This window comes from Streptomyces sp. AF1A (assembly GCF_047340315.1).
GTDB lineage: Bacteria > Actinomycetota > Actinomycetes > Streptomycetales > Streptomycetaceae > Streptomyces.
In genome coordinates this window covers 1-23,104 of the sequence record NZ_JBLEBI010000107.1, presented here as the reverse complement: position 1 = coordinate 23,104, position 23,104 = coordinate 1, and the positions used below count along the sequence as shown (strand labels likewise).

Below are 23,104 nucleotides of genomic sequence, written 5' to 3'. Positions count from 1 at the left end.
GAGGACGACGACCCCGACCTGGACGAGTCGGCCCTGTCCGGCCACGAACTGATCGTCCGGGAACTGGGGGCCACGGTGGTCGAGGAGTTCACGAACGAATAGGCACGCGGGCGGAGTCCGGGTCGGGCTGGGGAGCGTGCGGAGGAGTCCGGGTCGGGCAGGACGGAGCCCGCAGGGACAGGGGGCCGTGCGGCGGAGTCCGGGACGGGCAGGGAAGCGCGCGGCGGAGTTCCGCAGGGCCCGGGGAGCGTGCGGCGATGTCCGGGTCGGGCAGGGAAGCGTGTGGCGGAGTCCCGCAGGGCCCGGGGAGCGTGCGGCGGAGTCCCGCAGGGGCAGGGAAGCGTGCGGCAGAGTTCCGGACGGGCAAGGAAGCACGCAGAGGATTCCGGAACGGGCAGGGAAGCGCTCAGAGAATTCCGGAACGGGCAAGGAAGCACGCAGAGGATTCCGGGACCGGCAGGGAAGCGCGCGGCGGAGTCCCGGACGAGCAGGTAACAGGGAGCAAAGCCCCCGCACCCTTGGTAGGAACCCACAGCTCGCCCGCCCCCCGGGTGTCGGTGACCTTGCCAGTAGGCTGACCCCGTGAAGGTCCTCGTCATCGGCAGCGGCGCCCGCGAACACGCCCTGTGCCGCTCCCTGTCCCTCGATCCCGACGTCACCGCGCTGCACTGCGCCCCCGGCAACGCCGGCATCGCCGAGGTGGCCGAGCTGCACCAGGTCGACGCGCTCGACGGCGCGGCGGTGGCCGAGCTGGCCACCGGGCTCGGTGCCGAGCTGGTCGTCGTCGGTCCGGAGGCCCCGCTGGTCGCCGGGGTGGCCGACGCCGTGCGCGCCGCCGGCATCCCGGTGTTCGGCCCGTCCGCCCAGGCCGCGCAGTTGGAGGGGTCCAAGGCCTTCGCCAAGGACGTCATGGCCGCGGCCGGGGTGCCGACCGCCCGGTCGTACGTCTGCACCACCGCCGAGGAGGCCGCCGCGGCCCTCGACGCCTTCGGCGCGCCCTACGTCGTGAAGGACGACGGTCTCGCCGCCGGCAAGGGCGTCGTCGTCACCTCCGACCTGGAGGCCGCCAAGGCGCACGCGGCCGCCTGCGAGCGCGTGGTGATCGAGGAGTTCCTCGACGGCCCCGAGGTCTCCCTGTTCGCCGTCACCGACGGCGAGAGCGTCGTCCCGCTGCAGCCCGCGCAGGACTTCAAGCGCGCCCTGGACGGCGACGAGGGCCCCAACACCGGCGGCATGGGCGCGTACTCGCCGCTGCCCTGGGCCGACCCGAAGCTGGTCGACGAGGTGCTGCAGACCGTGCTGCAGCCGACGGTGGACGAGCTGCGGCGGCGCGGCACCCCCTTCTCCGGCCTGCTCTACGCCGGCCTGGCGATCACCAGCCGCGGAGTGCGGGTCATCGAGTTCAACGCCCGCTTCGGCGACCCGGAGACCCAGGTCGTGCTGGCCCGCCTGCAGACCCCGCTGGCCGGCCTGCTGATGGCCGCCGCCACCGGCAACCTGGCCGACCTGCCGCCCCTGCGCTGGAGCGAGGACGCGGCGGTCACGGTCGTCGTCGCCTCGCGCAACTACCCCGGCACCCCGCGCACCGGCGACCCGATCACCGGTCTGGACGAGGTGGCCGCCGAGGACGCCCCGCACGCGTACGTGCTGCACGCGGGGACCCGGCGGGACGGCGACGCGATCGTCAGCGCGGGCGGTCGCGTGCTGTCGGTCACGGCCACCGGCAGGGACCTGACCGAGGCGCGCGAGCGGGCGTACCGGGCGGTGGGCCGGATCCGGCTCGACGGCTCGCAGCACCGCACGGACATCGCGGCGAAGGCCGCGGAGCCGGCCGCGCGCCGCTGACCTGCCCGCACACCACCCAGGCCCCGGGATCACAACCCGGGGCCTGATCTTTGCCGAATGTCACCCAGCTCTGACCAAAGCCATTCCATCGAGTGAGCGATCGTCTATCCGGCTGACGAGGGCGGAGGCCCCAACTAGGGTGCCGCGCAAGCGTTCCGGCACTTGGCCCACCGGCATTGCGTTGTCAGTGGCGGGTGCCACAGTGGGGGAGTGAGCAGCACCAGGACAGCACGGCATCGACAGGGAGGGGGTGAGGTCGGCACGTGACCGGAATCGGTGTGGAAGTGGGCGCGCAGGCCGCTCGCTCCCGGGCCCTCGCGGTGTTGCGGGTCCGGGGCCGGGCGCTGGGCCTGGCCGTGCTGCCGGCGGGCGTCGAGGTGATCCTGCTGGCCGGCGGTTCCACCGGTCACCTAGTGGGCCCGGGCTGGGACGCCGCCCGCTGGGTCGTCGGCGTGTTCGCCGTGCTGGTGCTGCTGGCCGCGACCGGCATCGCCCTGGTCGTCGCCCGCGCCCGCCCGGCCATGAGTCCCACGGTGCCGGTTCCCGAGGAGTCCGCCCCGGACCTGTACCGGATGGTGCGCGACCTCGCCGAGCGACTGGAGGTGCCGGCCCCGTCGGCCATAGCGCTCACCCCGGACTGCGACAGCTGGCTGGAGGACCGCACCCATTCGGCCCACGGCCCGCCCCCGCGCCCGGCGCCCGACGAACTGACGGGTCCCGGACCGCAGACGCACCGCCGCACGCCGACCGCGCCGGTGCTCGTCATAGGCTCCCCGTTCCTGTGGTGGATGCGCGTCGGGGAGCTGCGCGCGGTCCTCGCCCCGGTCATCGCCGGTACGGGCCCCTCGGCGCACCCGGACATAGCCGCCGCCCGCCGCTTCGTCCGCGGTCTGGACGCGGCGGTGGCCGTGGCCGCCACCCCCGGGCGCTGCCCGCTGACCCGCGGGGTGTGCGCGGCACTCGGCTGGGTGGCCCGGCTGCTGCTGCACGGCTGCCGGGAGCACGCCACGCAGATGGAGCGCGGGGTGGCCGCGGCCGCGGCCGAGCGCGCCCAGGCGGTGGACTACGGCCTGCGGATCGTCGCCCAGGAGCAGGTCGGCCTCGCCTACGCCGGCTGGGACCGGCTGCTGACCAGGGTCGCCCTGCCCGCCTGGCGCATGGGCCGCTGGCCCTGCCGGCTGGACGCGGGCGTGGTGGCCGCGCTCACCGAGCTGTCCCGGCGCGACCGCCTGGCCGAGGGCTTCGCCTCCCGGCTCGGCGAGCGCCCCGCCTGCGACCTGCTGGAGGAGCCCGGCACGGTGGACGAGGCCGCCTCGCTGCTCGCCGCGCGCCTCTTCCACGGCGGTCCCGCCGAGTCCGGCCCCGACTGGGCCCCGGTGGACTGGCAGGCGTACCCGGAGGAGGTCGTGGACCGCACCTGGCGCGCCGACGCGGCCCGCCTCCACCGCGTCCTCGACGCCCTCGGCGTCCGCCCCGCCCCGAACCCCCCGACCAACCCCCCGGCCCCCGTCCCCGGCGGCCCCACGCTCGCCCGCGTCCTGGACCACCTCGCCGAGCCCGCCGGCGGCACATCGCACCGGGCCGCCCCGGCCCGTGACGACGAGGACGCCGACCCCGGTACGGAGCGCAGCGCGGCCCTCGCGGCCGAACTGAGCGCGGAACTGGCCCGTGAGGAGACCGCCGTGCCGAGGGGCGCCACGGCAGCCGGCCAGAGCCCGCGGAGCGCCCTGTGGGACGACGGCGGCGGCCTGCCGCTGGTCCCCCTGCAGCCCCCGCGCACCGCCCGGGAGCTCCTGGCCGACCACGTCACGGCGATGGTGTGCTGCGCGGCCGTCGACACCGCCGGGGCGGTTCCGGCCCTCGACTGGCTGGACGGACCGTCCCTGCTGCTGCACGGTGAGAGGGCGGCCGATCTGACGCCCAAGGTGCTGAGCCTGATCGAGGAGGGGGACCCGGGCCCGCTGCGCGACTGGCTGGCCGAAGCGGGCATACGTGCGGAAAAGCCGGTACGGCTCGTCTAGCAGCCACTATGCCCCGGCCAATGGGAGCGCTGTCTTCCAGTTCAGGTCAATTCGCAACGAGTAGTGACCGAGCCCGTGCGTTATGTGATGTGCTTGGAGCGACCACGCACCTGGCAAAGGCGTGCGACATACGACGGCACGGCCGAGCCCCACACGTACAGCGAGCGCCATGCGCACAGCGAGCAGCACCGAGACAGGACGACACGGGGGCTTGAGGGAGGGGAGCGACCATGGCCTCGGACCACATCCGCCGCTGGGAGTCCGGAGCACTCGCGCACGCCGTGACGGACCCCTTCGGCCAGGGCCCGGTGCCCTGGCTGCGCGGCAGTGAGACCTACTTCGACGACACCGGTCACGTCGTGCCCTGGTACGTCGACCCGGGCGCGCAGCCGCTCACCGGCGTGGGCCCCGCCCCGCGCGTCCCCGGCCCCCGGTCCGCCGACGACGTGCGCCGCCAGATCAAGGGCTTCACCGCCACCGGTGCGGTCGCGCCCGGCGCGGCGATCGACTTCCACATCACGGTCGACCCGCCGCAGGAGTTCGGCGTCGACGTCTACCGGATCGGCCACTACGGCGGCGACGGCGCCGCCAAGATCACCACCAGCCCCCGGCTCTCCGGCATCGTCCAGCCCCCGCCGCTGGCCGCCGACCGCACGGTCTCCTGCCACCACTGGTGGCTGTCCTGGCGCCTCCAGGTGCCCGCCCACTGGAGCATCGGCGCCTATGTGGCCGTCCTGACCACCGCCGACGGCTACCGCTCGCACGTGCCCTTCACGGTCCGCGACGACCGCCCCGCCGAACTGCTCCTGCTGCTGCCCGACATCACCTGGCAGGCGTACAACCTGTACCCGGAGGACGGCCGCACCGGCGCGAGCCTCTACCACGCGTGGGACGAGCAGGGCCGCCTCCTCGGCGAGGCGGACGCGGCGACCACGGTGTCCTTCGACCGCCCGTACGCGGGCGCGGGCCTCCCGCTGCACGTCGGGCACGCCTACGACTTCATCCGCTGGGCCGAGCGCTACGGCTACGACCTCGCCTACGCCGACGCGCGCGACCTGCACGCCGGCCGCGTGGACCCCGCCCGCTACCGGGGCCTGGTGTTCCCGGGCCACGACGAGTACTGGTCGGTGCCGATGCGCCGCGCGGTCGAGCAGGCCCGTGACCGCGGCACCTCCCTGGTCTTCCTGTCCGCCAACACCATGTACTGGCAGGTGGATCTGGGCCCGTCCCCCTCCGGGGTCCCCGACCGGCTGCTGACCTGCCGCAAGCGCAAGGGCCCCGGGAAGCCAGTCCTGTGGCGGGAGATCGACCGGCCCGAGCAGCAGCTGGTCGGCATCCAGTACGCGGGCCGCGTCCCCGAGCCGCACCCGCTGGTCGTGCGCAACGCCGGCCACTGGCTGTGGGAGGCGACCGGCGCGCACGAGGGCGACGAGATCGAGGGCCTGGTCGCCGGCGAGGCCGACCGGTACTTCCCGCGCACCCCGCTGCCCGAGCACGACGAGCGCATCCTGCTCGCCCACTCCCCCTACACCGACGGCGACGGCGCCCTGCGCCACCAGGAGACCTCCCTGTACCGGGCCCCCTCCGGCGCCTTGGTGTTCGCCTCCGGCACCTTCGCCTGGTCCCCGGCCCTGGACCGCCCCGGCCATGTGGACCCCCGTATCCAGCGCGCCACGGCGAACCTGCTGGACCGTATCTGCAAACGGGACTGACCCGCGCGTGGCCGCCGGCGGACCGACGCGGCCGACCCCTGACCGAATCCGATCGTCCCCATAAGGGAGAATCGAGGCATTGGACAGAACCACGGGGAGGAACCGTGTCCGGATTCGTAGAAAAGCCCGAGCCGATCCAGGTTCCGGGCCTGGTGCACCTGCACACCGGAAAGGTGCGCGAGCTGTACCAGAACGAGGCGGGCGACCTCGTGATGGTCGCCAGCGACCGCATCTCCGCCTACGACTGGGTGCTGCCCACGGAGATCCCCGACAAGGGCCGCATCCTCACCCAGCTCTCCCTGTGGTGGTTCGACCAGCTGTGCGACCTCGCGTCCAACCACGTGATCGGCACCGAGCTGCCCGAGGGCGCCCCCGCCGACTGGGCGGGCCGCACGCTCGTCTGCAGGTCGCTGAGGATGATCCCGGTCGAGTGCGTGGCCCGCGGCTATCTCACCGGCTCGGGTCTGCTCGAGTACAACGAGTCCCGGACCGTCTGCGGCCTCGCCCTCCCCGAGGGCCTCGTCGACGGGTCCGAGCTGCCCGCCCCGATCTTCACCCCGGCCACCAAGGCCGAGGTCGGTGAGCACGACGAGAACGTCCCCTACGAGGAGGTCGCCCGCCAGGTCGGCGCCGAGACCGCCGCCCAGCTGCGCCAGTCCACCCTCGCCGTGTACTCGCGGGCCCGGGACATCGCCCGCGACCGGGGGATCATCCTGGCCGACACCAAGTTCGAGTTCGGCTTCGACGGCGACACCCTGGTCCTCGCCGACGAGGTCCTCACCCCGGACTCCTCCCGCTTCTGGCCGGCCGACCAGTGGCAGCCGGGTCGCGCGCAGCCGTCGTACGACAAGCAGTTCGTCCGGGACTGGCTCACCTCCGCCGAGTCCGGCTGGGACCGCAGGAGCGAGCAGCCCCCGCCGCCGCTGCCGGAGGAGGTCGTCCAGGCGACCCGGCAGAAGTACGTGGAGGCGTACGAGCGGCTGACGGGCATGGCCTGGCACTGACCCCCCGCAACGCGGAAGGCCCCCGGTGGAAACCGGGGGCCTTCCTGTGTGGAGCGGACGACGAGGCTCGAACTCGCGACCTCAACCTTGGCAAGGTTGCGCTCTACCAACTGAGCTACGTCCGCCTTGCGCCGTGGCGCGAGAGCAACTATACCCAACCTCCGCCGCGCGCGAGACGCACTGCCCCCGGAGGCTTCGCCCGGCGGGGCGCGCTCCGCCGGGGAGGGCCGGGCCCGCACGCCCCCGGGGACCGTCAGGGCCCGCCCGGCGCGCCGTGCCGGGCGGGCCGGCGAGCCGCGGGGCGGGGATCAGGGCTGGGGCCAACTCCCGGGCCGCACATCCGTTTCGGGCCCGTACGGCCGGACGCTCACGGTGAGCCCGCTGGGCGCCGACGGCAGGTCCTCCGGGGCGAGCCCGCGCGCGGCACCGCGGCACACAGCGGTGTGTCGGCCTTCACATCGCCCGCGCGGGGCTGCCCACTGCGCCGCGTCCGCGCAGGACAACGAAAAGACCCCGGTCCATTGGACCGGGGTCTTTCTCCCGAGCGGACGACGAGGCTCGAACTCGCGACCTCAACCTTGGCAAGGTTGCGCTCTACCAACTGAGCTACGTCCGCACTGCCCCCGACCGGCTCCCACCGATCGGTGCGGGCACCAGCCTACCTGATCCACAGGAGTGGTCGTGACGACCGGTGCCAGAGCGGGTGACAGGAATTGCACACTGCGCCTTCCCCCTGGAAGGGGGATGTTCTACTACTGAACTACACCCGCAGGTCCTCGGGGATTCGGCCCGTCGGCCTCGCCCCTCGGCGTGTCCCAGACATTAGCTGATCAACGGGGGGGTAGCGCAAGTCGGTTCCCCCGTCGGCCCGCGCACCGCCAAGTGCACAGCCCTCAGGGCCCGCTGACGGACCCTGAGGGCTGCCCCTTCGCGGGCCTCACTGCGCGGCGCTGAACGCCTCGTAGACCTTCTTCGGGATGCGTCCGCGGGCGGGGACGTCCATCTTGTTGGCCTGGGCCCAGGCACGGACGGCCGCCGGGTCGGGGGCGACCTCCGTCTGCTTGTACGCCTTGCCGGACCGCGACCGCTTGCGGCCGGCCTCTACGTAGGGCGCGAGCGCCTTGCGCAGTTTCTTGGCGTTGGTTTCGTTCAGGTCGATCTCGTACGACTTGCCGTCGAGTCCGAAGGCGATCGTTTCCGCCGCTTCCGAGCCGTCGATGTCGTCAAAGAGAGTGACCACGACCTTTTGCGCCACGAATATCGGTCCCTTCGTGCGGCACGTCGATACAGCTCAACGGCGATGACGTGCCGAGTATCGGCTATTGCCAATTCATTTGTACAGTGCCCGGCAATGCAAAGTGAAGCCCGACTAAATCCGTCCGCGTGTCCGGGCACAATAGACATGGCGGGCGGTCCGTCGAACTTTCCCAGAACTTTTCACGGCCGTACGGCTCCGACACCCTATCGTGATGCGCCTCACGTAGTTTCCTACAACTCTACCCGCGTAGAAATTTGGTGCGGGTAGTCTGAAGGGACCTGCTCAGCACCACACACCGGGAGTGCCAGTGGCACGCGTCGTAGTCGACGTCATGCTCAAGCCGGAGATCCTCGACCCCCAGGGCCAGGCGGTCCAGCGTGCGCTGCCGCGCCTGGGTTTCCAGGGGATCTCGGACGTACGTCAGGGAAAGCGTTTCGAACTCGAAGTCGACGGGCCCGTTGACGAGGCCGCGCTCGCCCGCATCCACGATCTTGCGGAATCCTTCCTCGCCAACACGGTGATCGAGGACTTCACCGTCAAGGTGGAAGACTCCGCGGAAGTAGCGGAGGCGGCCGAGTGACCGCTCGTATTGGCGTCGTCACTTTCCCGGGCAGTCTCGACGACCGGGACTCCCGGCGCGCGATCCGTATCGCCGGGGCGGAACCCGTTGCCCTCTGGCACAAGGACAAGGACCTCAAGCAGGTCGACGCCGTCGTGCTGTGCGGTGGTTTCTCCTACGGCGACTACCTGCGGGCCGGCGCCATCGCCCGCTTCTCGCCGGTGATGGAGTCCGTCATCGAGCAGGCGAAGGCCGGCCTTCCGGTCCTCGGCATCTGCAACGGCTTCCAGATCCTCACCGAGGCCCACCTCCTCCCGGGCGCGATGCTCGGCAACGACCACCTCCACTTCATCTGCCGCGACCAGAAGCTGCGGGTGGAGAACGCGGAGACCTCCTGGACCAGCGACTACCGCGCTGGGCAGGAGATCCACATCCCGCTGAAGAACATGGACGGCCGGTACGTCGCCGACGCGTACACGCTGGACAAGCTGGAGGCCGAGGGCCGGGTCGCCTTCCGCTACCTGGACCTCAACCCGAACGGCTCGCTCAACGACATCGCCGGCATCACCAACGAGGCGGGCAACGTCGTCGGCCTCATGCCGCACCCCGAGCACGCCGTCGAGCCGCTGATCGGTACGGGCCGTACCGACGGCCTCCCCTTCTTCACCTCGATCCTCAAGAAGCTGGTCAACGCATGAGCCGGACGCCTCTGGACACGGTCGAGCACGCGGCCGCGACCCCCGACGTCGAGCTGCCCTGGGCCGAACTCGGCCTCAAGAAGGACGAGTACGAGCGGATCGTGGAGATCCTCGGCCGCCGCCCCACCGGCGCCGAACTCGCCATGTACTCGGTCATGTGGTCCGAGCACTGCTCGTACAAGTCCTCCAAGGTCCACCTGCGCCAGTTCGGCGAGAAGGCACCGCAGAGCGACGCGCTGCTCGTCGGCATCGGCGAGAACGCGGGCGTCGTGGACGTCGGCCAGGGCTACGCCGTCACCTTCAAGGTCGAGTCGCACAACCACCCCTCGTACGTCGAGCCCTACCAGGGCGCGGCCACGGGCGTCGGCGGCATCGTCCGCGACATCATCGCGATGGGCGCCCGGCCGGTCGCGGTCGTGGACCCGCTGCGCTTCGGCGCGGCCGACCACCCCGACACCAAGCGGGTGCTCCCCGGCGTCGTCGCCGGCATCGGCGGCTACGGCAACTGCCTGGGCCTGCCCAACATCGGCGGCGAGGTCGTCTTCGACGCCTGCTACCAGGGCAACCCGCTGGTCAACGCCGGTGCCATCGGCGTGATGCGGCACGAGGACATCCACCTGGCCAAGGCCTCCGGCGCGGGCAACAAGGTCGTCCTGTACGGCGCGCGGACCGGCGGCGACGGCATCGGCGGCGCCTCGATCCTGGCCTCCGAGACCTTCGACGACGCCAAGCCGTCGAAGCGCCCGGCCGTCCAGGTCGGCGACCCCTTCCAGGAGAAGCTCCTCATCGAGTGCACCCTGGAGGCATTCCGGGAGAAGCTGGTCGTCGGCATCCAGGACCTCGGCGCGGCCGGCCTGTCCTGCGCCACCTCCGAGCTGGCCTCGAACGGCTCCGGCGGCATGCGCGTGACGCTGGACGACGTCCCCCTGCGCGACTCCACGCTCTCGCCCGAGGAGATCCTCATGAGCGAGTCGCAGGAGCGCATGTGCGCCGTGGTCGAGCCGGACAAGGTCGGCCGCTTCCTGGAGATCTGCGAGAAGTGGGACGTCATCGCCACGGTCATCGGCGAGGTGACCGACGGCGACCGGCTGGAGATCTTCTGGCACGGCGGGAAGATCGTCGACGTCGACCCGCGCACGGTGGCGCACGAGGGCCCGGTCTACGAGCGCCCGTACGCCCGCCCGGAGTGGCAGGACGCGCTGCAGGCGGACGACGCGAACAAGCTGCCGCGCCCGCGGACGTCCGAGGAGCTGAAGGACCAGGTCCTGAAGCTGGTGGGCTCCCCGAACCAGGCCTCCAAGAAGTGGATCACCTCCCAGTACGACCACTTCGTGCAGGGCAACACCGTCCTCGCGCAGCCGGAGGACTCCGGCATGATCCGCGTGGACGAGGAGACCGGGCTCGGCGTCGCCATCGCCACCGACGGCAACGGCCGTTACGCCAAGCTGGACCCCTACACGGGCGCGCAGCTGGCGCTGGCGGAGGCGTACCGCAACGTGGCCACCACGGGCGCCAGGCCGCTGGCGGTCTCGGACTGCCTGAACTTCGGTTCGCCCGAGGACCCGGCGGTGATGTGGCAGTTCGCGGAGGCCGTGCGCGGCCTGGCGGACGGCTGCCTGCAGCTGGGCACCCCGGTGACCGGCGGCAACGTCTCGCTCTACAACCAGACGGGCGAGGCGGCGATCCACCCGACGCCGGTCGTCGCGGTGCTCGGCGTGATCGACGACGTGGCCCGCCGCACCCCGGTCGCCTTCCAGGAGGAGGGCCAGCTGCTCTACCTCCTCGGCGACACCCGGGAGGAATTCGGCGGCTCGGCCTGGTCGCAGGTGGTCCACGACCACCTCGGCGGTCTGCCGCCGAAGGTCGACCTGGAGCGCGAGCGGCTGCTCGCCGAGATCCTGATCGCCGCGTCCCGCGACGGCATGATCGACTCCGCGCACGACCTGTCCGACGGCGGCCTGGTCCAGGCGGTCGTGGAGTCCGCGCTGCTCGGCGGCAAGGGCGCGCGACTGGTCGTCCCGGACGGGCTGGACGCGTTCACCTTCCTCTTCTCCGAGTCGGCCGGCCGCGCGATCGTCGCCGTGCCGCGCTCCGAGGAGGTCCGCTTCAACGACATGTGCGGCGCGCGCGGCCTCCCGGTCACCCGCGTCGGCGTCGTGGACGGCGACGCCGTGGAGGTCCAGGGCGAGTTCTCCCTCCCCCTGGCCGTACTGCGCGAGGCGCACGAGGGGACGATCCCGGCACTGCTGGCCTGACCGGCCTTGTGACGACGGCCCGCACCGCCCCACCCGGTGGCGCGGGCCCGTCGTCGTGCCCGGGACGGGGAGTCCCGGCTCACAGCGCGGGATCGCCGAACTGCTCCAGGAGGGCGTCGACCGGCGTGCAGGCCAGGGCGGAGGACGCGTCGTCGTCGAGCGTCTGCTCCGTCCAGATGACCTTGCCGCAGGAGGTGTACCGCGTGCCCCAGCGCTGGGCGAACTGCGCGACGAGGAACAGCCCGCGCCCGCCCTCGTCGGTGGTCGCCGCCCGCCGCAGGCGCGGGGAGGTGCTGCTGGCGTCCGAGACCTCGCAGGTCAGACAGTGCCCGTACAGCAGCCGTACCTTGACGGGCGGGGCCGCGTACCGGATCGCGTTCGTGACCAGCTCGCTGAGGATCAGCTCCGTGGTGAACGCGACCTCCTCCAGCCCCCACCGCTCCAGCCTCTCCCGGCACCGGGCCCGCACTGAGGGCACCACCGCCGGGTCGGAGGGCACCTCCCACTCGGCCACGCGCCACTGCGGGAACACGCGCGTGCGTGCCACCAGGAGGGCGATGTCGTCGCGGCGGTACGCGGTCTCCATGGCGTCGATCACCGCCTGGCACGTCTCGTCCGGGGTGCGCCCCGGGGTCCGGCTCAGCACCCTGCGCAGCGCGCCCAGACCGACGTCGAGGTCGCGGGTGCGGTCGTTCACCAGACCGTTGGTGTACAGCACCAGCCGGGAGCCTTCCGCCAGGTGCAGTTCGGCGGGTTCGAAGGGGTAGCCCTCCAGGCCGAGCGGGGCCGAGACGGGCACCTCGGGGCAGGTGACGGTCCCGTCCGGGCCGACCACCACCGGGGCCGGGTGCCCGGCGCTGGCCACCGTGCAGGTTCCGGTCACCGGGTCGTAGACGGCGTACAGGCAGGTCGTCCCCGTCACCCCCGACTCCTCGCGGCCGTCGGGGCGGTCGCCGACGGACTCCTCGTGGTCCATGCGGACCACCAAGTCGTCCAGGCTGCCGAGCACCTCGTCCACCGGGAGGTCCAGCGCGGCGAAGTTGTGCACCGCGGTGCGCAGCCGCCCCATCGTCGCCGCCGCGTGCAGGCCGTGGCCGACGACGTCGCCCATCACCAGGGCCACGCGTGCGCCCGGCAGCGGGATGACGTCGAACCAGTCCCCGCCGACGCCCGCCTCGGCCGGCAGATACCGCCAGGCCACCTCCACCGCGTCCTGCTCCGGCTGCGCCCGCGGCAGCAGGCTGCGCTGCAGTGTCACGGCCATCGCGTGCTCCCGGGTGAACCGCCGGGCGTTGTCGACGGCCACCGCGGCCCGCGCGGTGAGCTCCTCCGCGAACGAGAGGTCCTCCGGCCCGAACGGCTCGGAGTCCTGGGTCCGGTAGAAGTTCGCCACGCCCAGCGACACGTTCCGCGCCCGCAACGGCACGGTGAGCAGGGACCGTATCCCCAGCTCCAGGGCCTGCCGGGTGCGCTCGGGTTCGTGTTCCCGCCAACCGCGTGCCCGCCGCAGGTCCGGCTCCAGCACGCCCGTGCCCCGCCGCAGCGCCCGCATCTGCGGGGTTCCGGCGGGGAACGCCACGGTCTCGTCCAGCGGATGGACGGGCAGCGACTCCGGCGCGCCGCCGATCGCCGTGCGCCGCAACTGCTGCCAGTCCTGGGTCGTCGGCTCCCAGCCGTGCAGCACCGGCTCGAGCAGATCGACCGTGACGACGTCGGCGAACTGCGGCACCGCCGCCTCGGCCAGCTCCTGGGCCGTGCGCCGCACGTCCAGCGTGGTCCCGATCCGCATCCCGGACTCGTACAGCAGCTGCAGCCGCTCCCGCGCCACCTCGGCGCGTCCCGACACCGCCGCCAGCTCCGTGGTGTCGCGCAGCGTCACGACGCTGCCGCGCAGGTGGTCCCCCGGGAAGGTGGGCCGCTTGTTCACCGACAGCAGCCGGTTGTCCACCGGGTGCACCTCGTCGGTGACCGCGCTCGGCGACGTGAGCAGGGCCGTGATCCCGTCCGGCAGGCCCAGTTCCCGCACGGGGGTGCCCGGCGCGTCCTCCGGCAGGCCCAGCAGGCGCCGCGCCTCGTCGTTGGCGAGCAGGAGCCGCCCCTGGGCGTCGGTGATGAGCACACCCTCCCGCACGGCGTGCAGTACCGCGTGGTGGTGCTCGTACATCCCCGCGAGCTCGGCCGGGGCCAGGCCGCGCGTCTGCCGCAGCAGCCGCCGCGACACCAGCGTCGTCCCCGCCCCGGCCAGGGCCAGGGCGGCCGCACCGGCGCCGATGGCGATCGCCGCCTGCGGCATCCACAGGCGCGCCACGTTCTTGACCGTGATGCCCGCGGAGACCAGCCCGACGACCGTGCCGCGCGCGTCGGTCACCGGCACGACCGCCTGCACGTCCGTCCCGCCGCCCGCCGGCAGGGGCGGCCCGCCGGCCTCCTGGACGACGGTCCGGCCGTGCAGCGCCGGTTCGAAGGTGCCGACGAACTTCTTCCCGATCTCCTGCGGATAGGGGTACGTGTAGCGGATGCCGTGGGTGTTCATGACGACGACGAAGTCCACGCCCGCCCGCTTGCGCGCCTCCTCGGCCCGCGGTTGCAGCACCGCCGTGGGATCCGGGCCGCGCAGCGCCGCGGCCGTGCCGGGGGCGTTCGCGAACGACTGGGCGGCGACGACCGAGACCTGCGCGCCCTGCCGGAGGGCGTCGTTCGCCGCCTGCATCACCAGCCCCGCCACCCCAGCGGCGACCAGCAGCAGCACGATCACGACCTCGAGAAAAAACACCTGCCCGGCCAGGCTGCGCGGGTTGATCAGGCGAGGGAGCCGACGAGAGCGCGTGGCGAGCGGATCATGCGGCTGTGTTCGGAATCGCCCGAAAGGCACCTCCACCCACCCTTCATAGCACTTGTGGCACCGGCCGGCCGATCGACGGGACGAGCCCGCCGGCCGGCACGGAGACGAGGGCGGGGACCGCCTCACACGGTCACGGGTACCCCCACCAGGACGAAGGCGGTCACTCCGGCCGCACGTCCCGCACCGCGCTTTCGGGCCGGGGGAAAGGCCGGGGGAAAGGCCGGGGGAAAGCCGGGGGAGAACGGCCTGAAGGGTCACGTGGTGAAGGCATAGGCTCACCGTCATGCCACCGGCCAGGAAGCGTGCACGCAATTACGACCCCGCCAGGACCCGTGCCGCGGTCCTCGCCCAGCTCGACCACGTGCGCACAGCCGTCCGCGGGCTGACCGCGGACCAGCTCGCGCTCCCCACCCGGCTCGGCGACCGGACCGTGCGGGAACTGGTGGCGCACATCGGCACGGCGGTGACCGCCGTCCACCGCGCCCTGGACCGGCCGGCCCCGGCCAGGCAGGACGCGACGGTGGTTCAGTGGCCGCTCGCCACGGCCGCCGACGCCGCCATGGACGCGCTCACGCGGGACGTCGCGGCCGGGCACGCCGACCCGGACGCCTACCTCGCCGACGTCGACCGCGACCTGCGGGCCGACCTCGCCGAGCACCCCGGCACCCGGCTGCTGGCGACCGACGCGGGCGCGCTGCCCCTGGACGAGTACCTGGTGACGCGCGCGGCGGAGCTCGTCGTCCACACCGACGACCTCAACGCGGCCGTCCCGGGCCTGGAGGTGCCGTACGACCGCCAGGCCCTGGCCACCGCCACCCGCCTGCTCGCGGACGCTCTCGCGGTGAAGGCGCCCGGCGGCTCCACCGAGGTGCGCGTGCCGCCGTACGCCGTCGTGCAGTGCGTCGAGGGGCCCCGGCACACCCGCGGCACCCCGCCCAATGTCGTGGAGACCGACCCGCTGACCTGGGTACGGCTCGCCACGGGACGGCTGGCCTGGAAGGACGCGCTGCACGAGGCGAAGGTCAGCGCGAGCGGGGAGCGGGCCGACCTGGAGGCGCTGCTGCCCCTGCGGGCATAGCGGAACCGGCGGGACCGGTCCGCCGTCGAATCGCCATGGAAATTCCCATGGAAAGCGCCATAAAACGGCACAAGCGGCACATGGCCCTGGCGACGGCCGCCCTGCTCGTCCCCCTCGCGGTGGCCTGCGGCACGCAGAAGGCGGACAGTGGTGCGGTGGTCGTGCAGGAGCCGGTGACCGGCATCGAATGGCGGGTGGTGAGCGTCACCGCCGGCGGGACGACCCACCGCGCCCCCGCCCCGGCCCGCCTGCGCATCGACGAGGAGGGCGGGGCCGCGGGCAACCTCGGCTGCAACACCTTCAGCGCCCCGGCCACCGTGCAGGGCGACCGCATCACCTTCGGCGGCCTGCGCACCACCAAGATGGCCTGCGACAGCGCCCGGATGGCCTTCGAGCGCATCCTCGCCGGGGCCCTCGGCGGCCAGACCCTCACCGGCACGACCGTCGACGGCACACTCACGCTCACCAACAGTCACGGTGACCGCGTCAGCCTCACGCGCAGCACCCCCGATTGATGTGCGACGCCTCACTCACGCACTCGGCCGATGCGCCGGCGGCCGGCCCGCGCGGCGTGCAAGGTGACCGACCGGCTTACCGGGGAACCCGTGTGACCTGCGCAAACACGGAAACCGCAGGGGCGGTTCGATCGACCCCGCCCGTTCCGGCGCCGCGGATCGGGAATTCCCCAATTCGGACCAGTGGTCGACCTCGCCTACACTCGGTGGCGTGCCACGTGGTGACGGTCGACTCAATCACGATCTGCTTCCCGGCGAGAAAGGCCCCCAGGACGCTTGCGGCGTCTTCGGTGTCTGGGCTCCGGGCGAAGAGGTCGCAAAGCTCACGTACTTCGGGCTCTACGCCCTTCAGCACCGGGGTCAGGAATCCGCGGGAATCGCGGTCAGCAACGGCTCCCAGATCCTCGTCTTCAAGGACATGGGCCTGGTCTCCCAGGTCTTCGACGAGACCTCGCTCGGTTCGCTCCAGGGTCACATCGCGGTCGGACACGCCCGCTACTCGACCACCGGCGCCTCCGTGTGGGAGAACGCTCAGCCGACGTTCCGCGCCACCGCGCACGGCTCGATCGCGCTCGGCCACAACGGCAACCTGGTCAACACGGCCCGGCTCGCCGAGATGGTCGCCAAACTGCCGAACGACAACAACAGCCGCTCCACCCGGGTCGCGGCCACCAACGACACCGACCTGCTGACGGCCCTGCTGGCCGCCCAGGTCGACGAGGACGGCAAGCCGCTGACCGTCGAGGAGGCCGCCCACCAGGTCCTCCCGAAGGTGCGGGGCGCCTTCTCCCTCGTCTTCATGGACGAGCACACCCTCTACGCGGGCCGCGACCCGCAGGGCATCCGCCCGCTGGTCCTCGGCCGCCTGGAGCGCGGCTGGGTGGTCGCCTCCGAGAGCGCCGCCCTGGACATCGTGGGCGCCAGCTTCGTGCGGGAGATCGAGCCGGGCGAGTTCGTCGCCATCGACGAGAACGGTCTGCGCAGCTCCAGATTCGCGGAAGCGAAGCCCAAGGGCTGCGTCTTCGAGTATGTGTACCTGGCCCGCCCGGACACCGACATCGCCGGCCGGAACGTGTACCTGTCCCGGGTCGAGATGGGCCGCCGGCTCGCCAAGGAGGCGCCGGTCGAGGCCGATCTGGTCATAGCGACCCCGGAGTCCGGCACGCCGGCCGCCATCGGCTACGCCGAGGCCTCCGGCATCCCCTTCGGCGCCGGCCTGGTGAAGAACGCCTACGTCGGGCGGACCTTCATCCAGCCCTCGCAGACCATCCGCCAGCTGGGCATCCGGCTGAAGCTGAACCCGCTGAAGGAAGTCATCAAGGGCAAGCGACTGGTCGTCGTCGACGACTCCATCGTGCGCGGCAACACCCAGCGCGCCCTGGTCCGCATGCTCCGCGAGGCGGGCGCCGCCGAGGTCCACATCCGGATCTCCTCGCCGCCCGTGAAGTGGCCCTGCTTCTTCGGCATCGACTTCGCCACCCGGGCCGAGCTGATCGCCAACGGCATGTCGGTCGAGGAGATCGGCCGCTCCTTGGGCGCCGACTCCCTCGCCTACATCTCCCTCGACGGCATGATCGAGGCGACCACGATCGCCAAGCCGGACCTGTGCCGCGCCTGCTTCGACGGCGAATACCCGATGGAGCTGCCGGACCCGGAGCTGCTCGGCAAGCAACTGCTGGAGACCGAGCTGGCGGCCGGTCCCGCCGCCACGGCCGCGACCGACGCGATCCGTCGCCCGTAACCCCCTGCAGTACGACACGAAAGCTCTCACAGTCATGTCTGAGACAACTGGTGCCAGCTACGCAGCGGCGGGCGTCGACATCGAGGCGGGCGACCGCGCCGTCGAGCTGATGAAGGAGTGGGTGAAGAAGACGCAGCGCCCCGAGGTCCTCGGCGGCCTCGGCGGCTTCGCCGGACTCTTCGACGCCTCCGCCCTCAAGCGCTACGAGCGCCCGCTGCTGGCCTCCGCCACGGACGGCGTCGGCACCAAGGTGGACATCGCCCGCCGCATGGGCGTCTACGACACCATCGGCCACGACCTGGTCGCCATGGTCATGGACGACATCGTGGTCTGCGGCGCCGAGCCGCTGTTCATGACCGACTACATCTGCGTCGGCAAGGTCCACCCCGAGCGGGTCGCCGCCATCGTCAAGGGCATCGCCGAGGGCTGTGTGCTGGCCGGCTGCGCCCTGGTGGGCGGTGAGACGGCCGAGCACCCGGGCCTGCTGGGCGAGGACGACTTCGATGTCGCCGGTGCCGGCACGGGCGTCGTGGAGGCCGACCGGCTGCTGGGCGCGGATCGCATCCGTAAGGGCGACACCGTGATCGCCATGGCGTCCTCCGGGCTTCACTCGAACGGGTACTCCCTGGTCCGCCACGTCCTGCTGGGCACCGCGGGCCTGGCCCTCGAGTCGGAGGTCGCCGAGCTGGGCCGCACCCTCGGCGAGGAGCTGCTGGAGCCGACCAAGATCTACTCGCTCGACTGCCTGGCGCTGACCCGCACCACCGAGGTGCACGCGTTCTCGCACATCACCGGTGGCGGACTCGCCGCCAACCTGGCCCGGGTGATCCCGGACGGCCTGCACGCCGTGGTCGACCGCACCACCTGGACCCCGGGGGCGGTCTTCGAGCTGGTCGGCAGGACCGGGAACGTCGAGCGCCTGGAGCTGGAGAAGACCCTGAACATGGGCGTCGGCATGATGGCGATCGTGCCCGAGGGCTCCACCGAGGTGGCGCTGGCGACGCTCGCCGACCGGGGTGTCGACGCATGGGTGGCCGGCGAGATCACCGACCGCGGCGACAAGGACACCGGCGCGGAGCTGGTGGGGGACTACGCCGCCTGACCCGGCGGGCTGCGACCTGCGGACAGCACAGAAGCCGGTCGGTGGCTCCGCCACCGACCGGACTGGTCAATGCAAGGTCAAGCGCCGCGACGGTGCTGCTGAGGATCTTCGTCCTCGTCCTCGTCGTCGTCCTCGTAGAGGTCGGCGTACCGTGCATACAGGTCGTCGTCGTGCTCATCGTCCTCGAAGCGGTCGCCGTTCGGCGACTGGTTCGACGTCGATGCGCCCAGCTCCTCGGCCAGGCGTGAGAGGTCCGTCCCACCGCTGTTGTACTTCAGCTGGCGGGCGACCTTCGTCTGCTTGGCCTTGGCCCGGCCGCGCCCCATGGCTCGACCCCCTCAACGACGGGGCTCGACGGCCCCAGAGTCTGACACGCGTTCATGATCTGGAACGGACTCTCCCAAAGAGAGGCCGGTCCGTAGGGCTTCCACGGTACCTGAGCCCGCGCCCATACGGTACGTCGCCCGCAGCACGCGCGTCTGCCCAGGACCGTCGAGGCGCCCTGTCCTCGCTGGTCAGTGGCGATTTTAACCACTTATCGGGGAACGACCCGCCGGTGGAAGTGAGAGTTCTCTCGAAGTTCCCGCCGACGGGTACCGCTCACCTGCGCGACCGGGTCACTGCGCAGCGTGTCCCGCGCGCGCGTCGGCCATCCGCTGCTCGGCGATCCGGTCGGCCGCGGCGGCCGGCGGAATCCCGTCTTCCTTCGCACGTGCGAAGATTGCCAGCGTGGTGTCGAAGATCTTCGCCGCCTTGGCCTTGCACCGGTCGAAGTCGAACCCGTGCAGCTCGTCGGCCACCTGGATGACCCCGCCCGCGTTCACCACGTAGTCCGGCGCGTACAGGATCCCGCGGTCGGCGAGGTCCTTTTCGACACCCGGGTGGGCGAGCTGGTTGTTGGCGGCCCCGCAGACCACCTTCGCGGTGAGCACCGGCACGGAGGCGTCGTTCAAAGCGCCGCCGAGCGCGCACGGGGCGTAGATGTCGAGCCCCTCGACGCGGATCAGCGTCTCGGTGTCGGCGACGGCCGTGACGCCCTCGGGGTGCTCGTCGAGGATCCGCCGGACGGCGTCCGGGCGCACGTCCGTGACGACGACCTCGGCGCCCTCGTCCAGCAGATGCCGCACCAGGTGGTGGCCGACCTTGCCGACCCCGGCGATGCCGACCTTGCGGCCGCGCAGCACGGGGTCGCCCCACTGGTGCTGGGCGGAGGCCCGCATGCCCTGGTAGACGCCGAAGGCGGTGAGCACGGAGGAGTCTCCGGCGCCGCCGTTCTCGGGGGAGCGGCCGGTGGTCCAGCGGCAGGTGCGGGCGACGACGTCCATGTCGGCGACATAGGTGCCGACGTCGCACGCGGTCACGTAACGGCCACCGAGGGAGGCGACCGCGCGGCCGTAGGCGAGCAGGAGCTCCTCGGTCTTGTGGTGCTCCGGGTCGCCGATGATCACGGCCTTGCCGCCGCCGTGGTCGAGACCGGCCATGGCGTTCTTGTACGACATTCCGCGCGCGAGGTTGAGGGCGTCCGCGACGGCCTCGGCCTCGTTCGCGTAGGGATAGAAGCGCGTACCGCCGAGCGCCGGGCCCAGGGCGGTGGAGTGGATGGCGATCACGGCCTTCAGGCCGGTCGCACGGTCCTGGCAGAGCACGACCTGCTCATGGCCCCCCTGGTCCGAGTGGAACAGGGTGTGCAGGACATCGGCAGACGCGCCGGTTACGTCGGTCACTGTGGTGACTCCTGTGTAAGTAGCGGCGAGTGGGGTGGGACCCCGTGCGGGTGGCGGGGTGCCGTGGCATGAGCGTAGAGCCTTGGCACGACCACCATCCGCGCAGTGTTCAGGATCACTCCTGCGGGCCGTCGGTGCACGCATGACCGTGGCACGATTTGCAGTGGTTTTGCAGTGGTTCGAAGCCGGGTCCGATGGGGAGGGAGCAGGCGTGCCGAAGGTGTCCTCCGTGGTCGTCCCCTATGCCGCGTACCTACGCGTGTACGAGCCGCTGGGCGCCTTCCCGGAGCCGGAGCGCAGCCACTGGGCGCGGTACGCCCGCCGCCGCGAGCGCCCCTCGTACCAGGACGAACTGCGCCGCTCCCTGGCCGACTTGCTGCCCACCCCGCCCGTCGCGGTGCCGGTGCACGAGAGCAGCGACGCCTTCGTGCTGGAGATCGACGGGGTGGTCTGCGTGTGCCCGTGGCGCACCCGGCTGCGCGGCTGGCAGGCGCTGGGCGACCTCGCCGAGGAGCTGCCCGAGCCGGTGCTGGACGCGGCGCTGCCCCCGTTGGTGCGCCGGCAGGCGGCCCAGGACTACGAACGCTGGCTCGCCCGCAACCCCGACGCCCGCCCGTGGATCCGCACGGCGACCTGGCAGGTGCCGCTGAACTGGTTCGTGCTGGTCTCGGACGAGGAGCGCCGGTACGACAAGGGGACCGCCGACGTGCCCCCGGTGCTGCGCTACCGCACGCCCATGGTCCAGGCCCGGCGCCGGGTGGCCCGGGCGCTGCGCACGCTGAAGGACACCGTGGAGGAAGGGCCGCTCATCGACGGCCTGCTGGACGTCGGCCGCTGGCTGGAGGAGTTCCATCCGCGCTCGCTGGTGGAGCTGGACTACGGCGGTCTGGTGCACGTGGTGCCGGCGGGCGAACTGGAGGGCGACCACTCGGCGGCCGATGTGGCCGACGGCATCCGGGCGTTGCGCGAGGGCGACGGGGTGGCGGCCGGGGAGGCCTACGCGCGGCTCGTGGAGCGGTGGCGGGCGGTCCGGGACCGGCGTTCGGCCAACTGAGTGACGCACGTCACGGCTCGAACGGCGTCGAACGGCATACGGTCTACGGCACTTGGCCAGGTGACGGGACGTTGGCCCGGATCTGGACTTTTGTCTCAAGGGTGACGGACGGCACTTACAAGAGCCTTGCCCTAGTTGCCGCCCCTCGTGCCAAAATAGGACAAGGAGCCCGGGGAGGGCTCCGTCCGTCCAACTATGCTCCACTATGGGCGGAATCTCAGCATTGCACGCTTTGGGGGGTCTGGTGCCTCCTGATCGCCCTGTGACTGATCGTCACAGTGGCGTGACTGTCCGCTATGGCATGGTCCATCGGCTTCCGTCGCTGATGGACACCTGGGAGGGCAATTCCATCGGTTTGGCCGACGCGGCTGGACAGATGGTGTAGTTGTAGTGCCGAGGACAAGCCGTTCGTCCTATAACCGACTCGACTCGCGTCCGCCATTTCGGGCAACGCGGGTCAAGGTGCAGAATTTAGAGGAAAGAACCGAGAAGGTTCGGTTCTCCCGAGGAGGCCGCTCATGACCGCTCGCACCCCTGATGCCGAGCCGCTGCTGACCCCGGCTGAGGTCGCCACCATGTTCCGCGTCGACCCGAAGACGGTCACGCGGTGGGCGAAGGCCGGCAAGCTCACGTCCATCCGTACGCTCGGCGGGCACCGCCGCTACCGCGAGGCCGAGGTCCGCGCTCTGCTCGCGGGCATCCCGCAGCAGCGCAGCGAGGCCTGAACAACTCAATACCGGGCAATCCGGCTGGTCCCCCAACTGGCCGAGGCGCCCGAAACCCTGGCTCCAAGCGACGCGGGACCTGCCCCAACAGGGCCCACGCCCAGGCCGCAAGAGCGTTGCACATAAACGGCACAGGGTGCGTCGTCGATCGCGCTGGACTCCGCCGGGTCCAGCGCGATCTTTTTTGTGCGCAGGTCGCAGGCCACCGACACGTGTGTGCGCGGTCTTGTCGGAGTCCGGGGAGGGCTGTCGGAACCGCTGTGTGCGGCCCCGGGCAGCGGTGCAATTGCACATATTAAATTGATCCGTTGTAGGGCGGGTGTAAATACCGGTGTTTTCAAAACTCATGCGGTGACTCCCGTCACACCACCGGGTACTTGTTGCGTCCCGCGGGTGTGCGCTAATGGAACCGCCCGTCCCAGCGGCCCACATCCCGGGGGGAGTTGGGGCCGCCGGTCACGCCGTACGCGGGCGCTCGTCCTCGGCGCCCTCCTCGCCCTTCTCCTGGAGCCGGGGGCCGGAGTCCATCGCCAGCCGCAGCAGGTGATGACAGATGGGGCAGTGGCGGGTGAGGTGCCGGTAGGACGAGGCGGCCGACAGATGCGCCCTCAGCAGCGCCCGCGTCTCGTGCCTGGCCGATGCCGCCATACGCCACCTCCGCGTACCGCACAGGGGAACGGCCCCTGGTCTCTGGGGTACCGGCGGAATGTGACGTCGTCAAGGCCGCGGGCCGCCGCAGGGCCGGCGCGGGCTGCGCCGGGCTTCGACGGCCGGGGCGCGGGGCCGGGAGGTCACCCCTGCGCCGCTCACCCCACGGTCTCCTGTCCGGCTCCCGGCGCCGCTCCCGTCCGTCCGGCCGGGGCGCGACGAGCGGGGCACGGCGCCGCGCGACGGGCGGGCAAGGGAAGAGGCTGAGGCTGCGGCTCGGCTGCTGCCGGGGTTGCGCGCTGGGGGTGGCTCCGGGCTCACCG

18 protein-coding genes, 3 tRNA genes and 1 pseudogene are annotated in these 23,104 nt (G+C 72.0%); 14 read left to right on the top strand and 8 right to left on the bottom strand.

Annotated elements, in window-relative coordinates; genetic code table 11:
• The 5 genes and pseudogenes from ACLU3S_RS24500 to ACLU3S_RS24480 all read left to right on the top strand — a co-directional run.
• Positions 1-102 (top strand): annotated as a pseudogene (locus ACLU3S_RS24500) (DNA polymerase III subunit gamma/tau); the annotation flags it as partial.
• A gap of 480 nt (positions 103-582) precedes the next feature.
• Positions 583-1,845: a phosphoribosylamine--glycine ligase gene (gene purD / locus ACLU3S_RS24495; RefSeq protein WP_413954098.1), complete on the top strand. Its 1,263-nt coding sequence runs from the start codon at positions 583-585 to the stop codon at positions 1,843-1,845.
• 263 nt (positions 1,846-2,108) lie between these two features.
• The gene (locus ACLU3S_RS24490; RefSeq protein WP_413954097.1) at positions 2,109-3,866 is read left to right on the top strand and encodes a hypothetical protein; all 1,758 of its coding nucleotides are present in this window, start codon (positions 2,109-2,111) and stop codon (positions 3,864-3,866) included.
• Between the two features lie 230 nt (positions 3,867-4,096).
• Positions 4,097-5,578, top strand: a complete 1,482-nt coding sequence (locus tag ACLU3S_RS24485) for a N,N-dimethylformamidase beta subunit family domain-containing protein (protein WP_413954096.1) — start codon at positions 4,097-4,099, stop codon at positions 5,576-5,578.
• Between the two features lie 104 nt (positions 5,579-5,682).
• Complete coding sequence (locus tag ACLU3S_RS24480; RefSeq protein ID WP_413954095.1) at positions 5,683-6,582, top strand: phosphoribosylaminoimidazolesuccinocarboxamide synthase; 900 nt, start codon at positions 5,683-5,685, stop codon at positions 6,580-6,582.
• Between the two features lie 49 nt (positions 6,583-6,631).
• On the opposite strand, the gene ACLU3S_RS24475 is transcribed toward ACLU3S_RS24480, so the two are convergent.
• The 4 genes from ACLU3S_RS24475 to ACLU3S_RS24460 form a co-directional block, all read right to left on the bottom strand.
• Positions 6,632-6,707, bottom strand: a tRNA-Gly gene (locus tag ACLU3S_RS24475).
• 418 nt (positions 6,708-7,125) lie between these two features.
• A tRNA-Gly gene (locus tag ACLU3S_RS24470) sits at positions 7,126-7,198 on the bottom strand.
• A gap of 82 nt (positions 7,199-7,280) precedes the next feature.
• A tRNA-Gly gene (locus ACLU3S_RS24465) sits at positions 7,281-7,352 on the bottom strand.
• 167 nt (positions 7,353-7,519) lie between these two features.
• Positions 7,520-7,837 carry a histone-like nucleoid-structuring protein Lsr2 gene (locus tag ACLU3S_RS24460; protein ID WP_031164632.1) on the bottom strand — a complete coding sequence of 106 codons (318 nt, stop codon included), beginning with the start codon at positions 7,835-7,837 and terminating at the stop codon, positions 7,520-7,522.
• Between the two features lie 310 nt (positions 7,838-8,147).
• Between ACLU3S_RS24460 and purS the strand changes: the two genes are divergently transcribed.
• Genes purS through purL form a run of 3 tightly spaced genes read left to right on the top strand, consistent with a single transcriptional unit; the run spans position 8,148 to position 11,352 of the window.
• A complete protein-coding gene (purS, locus tag ACLU3S_RS24455; RefSeq protein WP_413954094.1) occupies positions 8,148-8,420 on the top strand; it encodes a phosphoribosylformylglycinamidine synthase subunit PurS in 273 nt (90 codons plus the stop codon).
• Positions 8,417-9,097 (top strand): phosphoribosylformylglycinamidine synthase subunit PurQ, encoded by a 681-nt coding sequence (gene purQ, locus ACLU3S_RS24450; RefSeq protein ID WP_413954093.1) that lies wholly within the window; start codon positions 8,417-8,419, stop codon positions 9,095-9,097. The genes purS and purQ overlap by 4 nt, the downstream gene beginning before the upstream one ends.
• A complete protein-coding gene (gene purL / locus ACLU3S_RS24445; protein WP_413954092.1) occupies positions 9,094-11,352 on the top strand; it encodes a phosphoribosylformylglycinamidine synthase subunit PurL in 2,259 nt (752 codons plus the stop codon). Before purQ ends, purL begins: the two co-directional genes overlap by 4 nt.
• Positions 11,353-11,431: 79 nt before the next feature.
• On the opposite strand, the gene ACLU3S_RS24440 is transcribed toward purL, so the two are convergent.
• Positions 11,432-14,125 (bottom strand): SpoIIE family protein phosphatase, encoded by a 2,694-nt coding sequence (locus tag ACLU3S_RS24440; RefSeq protein ID WP_413954091.1) that lies wholly within the window; start codon positions 14,123-14,125, stop codon positions 11,432-11,434.
• Positions 14,126-14,477: 352 nt separating this feature from the next.
• Here ACLU3S_RS24440 and ACLU3S_RS24435 point away from each other — a divergent pair, with 352 nt between their 5' ends.
• The 4 genes from ACLU3S_RS24435 to purM all read left to right on the top strand — a co-directional run bounded on the left by ACLU3S_RS24435 (position 14,478) and on the right by purM (position 18,630).
• Positions 14,478-15,272 carry a sterol carrier family protein gene (locus ACLU3S_RS24435; RefSeq protein ID WP_413954090.1) on the top strand — a complete coding sequence of 265 codons (795 nt, stop codon included), beginning with the start codon at positions 14,478-14,480 and terminating at the stop codon, positions 15,270-15,272.
• 47 nt (positions 15,273-15,319) lie between these two features.
• Complete coding sequence (locus tag ACLU3S_RS24430) at positions 15,320-15,787, top strand: META domain-containing protein (RefSeq protein ID WP_413954089.1); 468 nt, start codon at positions 15,320-15,322, stop codon at positions 15,785-15,787.
• 211 nt (positions 15,788-15,998) lie between these two features.
• On the top strand, positions 15,999-17,528 hold the full coding sequence (gene purF / locus ACLU3S_RS24425) for an amidophosphoribosyltransferase (protein ID WP_413954088.1): 1,530 nt from the start codon (positions 15,999-16,001) through the stop codon (positions 17,526-17,528).
• Between the two features lie 34 nt (positions 17,529-17,562).
• Entirely contained in the window at positions 17,563-18,630 is a 1,068-nt protein-coding gene (gene purM / locus ACLU3S_RS24420) for a phosphoribosylformylglycinamidine cyclo-ligase (protein ID WP_413954087.1), read from the top strand.
• Positions 18,631-18,707: 77 nt separating this feature from the next.
• Here the strand turns inward: purM and ACLU3S_RS24415 are convergent, their stop codons facing one another.
• Together ACLU3S_RS24415 and ACLU3S_RS24410 are read right to left on the bottom strand one after the other, a co-directional pair.
• On the bottom strand, positions 18,708-18,956 hold the full coding sequence (locus ACLU3S_RS24415) for a DUF3073 domain-containing protein (protein WP_413954086.1): 249 nt from the start codon (positions 18,954-18,956) through the stop codon (positions 18,708-18,710).
• Positions 18,957-19,247: 291 nt separating this feature from the next.
• Positions 19,248-20,354 carry a Leu/Phe/Val dehydrogenase gene (locus tag ACLU3S_RS24410; protein WP_413954085.1) on the bottom strand — a complete coding sequence of 369 codons (1,107 nt, stop codon included), beginning with the start codon at positions 20,352-20,354 and terminating at the stop codon, positions 19,248-19,250.
• A gap of 211 nt (positions 20,355-20,565) precedes the next feature.
• Between ACLU3S_RS24410 and ACLU3S_RS24405 the strand changes: the two genes are divergently transcribed.
• Positions 20,566-21,408: a hypothetical protein gene (locus ACLU3S_RS24405; protein ID WP_413954084.1), complete on the top strand. Its 843-nt coding sequence runs from the start codon at positions 20,566-20,568 to the stop codon at positions 21,406-21,408.
• A 518-nt stretch (positions 21,409-21,926) separates the two neighbouring features.
• Entirely contained in the window at positions 21,927-22,133 is a 207-nt protein-coding gene (gene bldC / locus ACLU3S_RS24400; protein ID WP_003949541.1) for a developmental transcriptional regulator BldC, read from the top strand.
• A 456-nt stretch (positions 22,134-22,589) separates the two neighbouring features.
• On the opposite strand, the gene ACLU3S_RS24395 is transcribed toward bldC, so the two are convergent.
• Positions 22,590-22,781 (bottom strand): DUF6274 family protein, encoded by a 192-nt coding sequence (locus tag ACLU3S_RS24395; RefSeq protein WP_413954083.1) that lies wholly within the window; start codon positions 22,779-22,781, stop codon positions 22,590-22,592.
• Positions 22,782-23,104: the final 323 nt, after the last annotated feature.

Excerpts from the sequence above, each read along its gene's own strand:
- ACLU3S_RS24485 (WP_413954096.1), top strand. The coding sequence starts at position 4,097 with ATGGCCTCGGACCACATCCGCCGCTGGGAGTCCGGAGCACTCGCGCAC.
- purL (WP_413954092.1), top strand. The coding sequence starts at position 9,094 with ATGAGCCGGACGCCTCTGGACACGGTCGAGCACGCGGCCGCGACCCCC.
- ACLU3S_RS24435 (WP_413954090.1), top strand. The coding sequence starts at position 14,478 with ATGCCACCGGCCAGGAAGCGTGCACGCAATTACGACCCCGCCAGGACC.
- ACLU3S_RS24430 (WP_413954089.1), top strand. The coding sequence starts at position 15,320 with ATGGAAAGCGCCATAAAACGGCACAAGCGGCACATGGCCCTGGCGACG.
- purM (WP_413954087.1), top strand. The coding sequence starts at position 17,563 with ATGTCTGAGACAACTGGTGCCAGCTACGCAGCGGCGGGCGTCGACATC.
- ACLU3S_RS24415 (WP_413954086.1), bottom strand. The coding sequence starts at position 18,956 with ATGGGGCGCGGCCGGGCCAAGGCCAAGCAGACGAAGGTCGCCCGCCAG.
- bldC (WP_003949541.1), top strand. The coding sequence starts at position 21,927 with ATGACCGCTCGCACCCCTGATGCCGAGCCGCTGCTGACCCCGGCTGAG.
- ACLU3S_RS24395 (WP_413954083.1), bottom strand. The coding sequence starts at position 22,781 with ATGGCGGCATCGGCCAGGCACGAGACGCGGGCGCTGCTGAGGGCGCAT.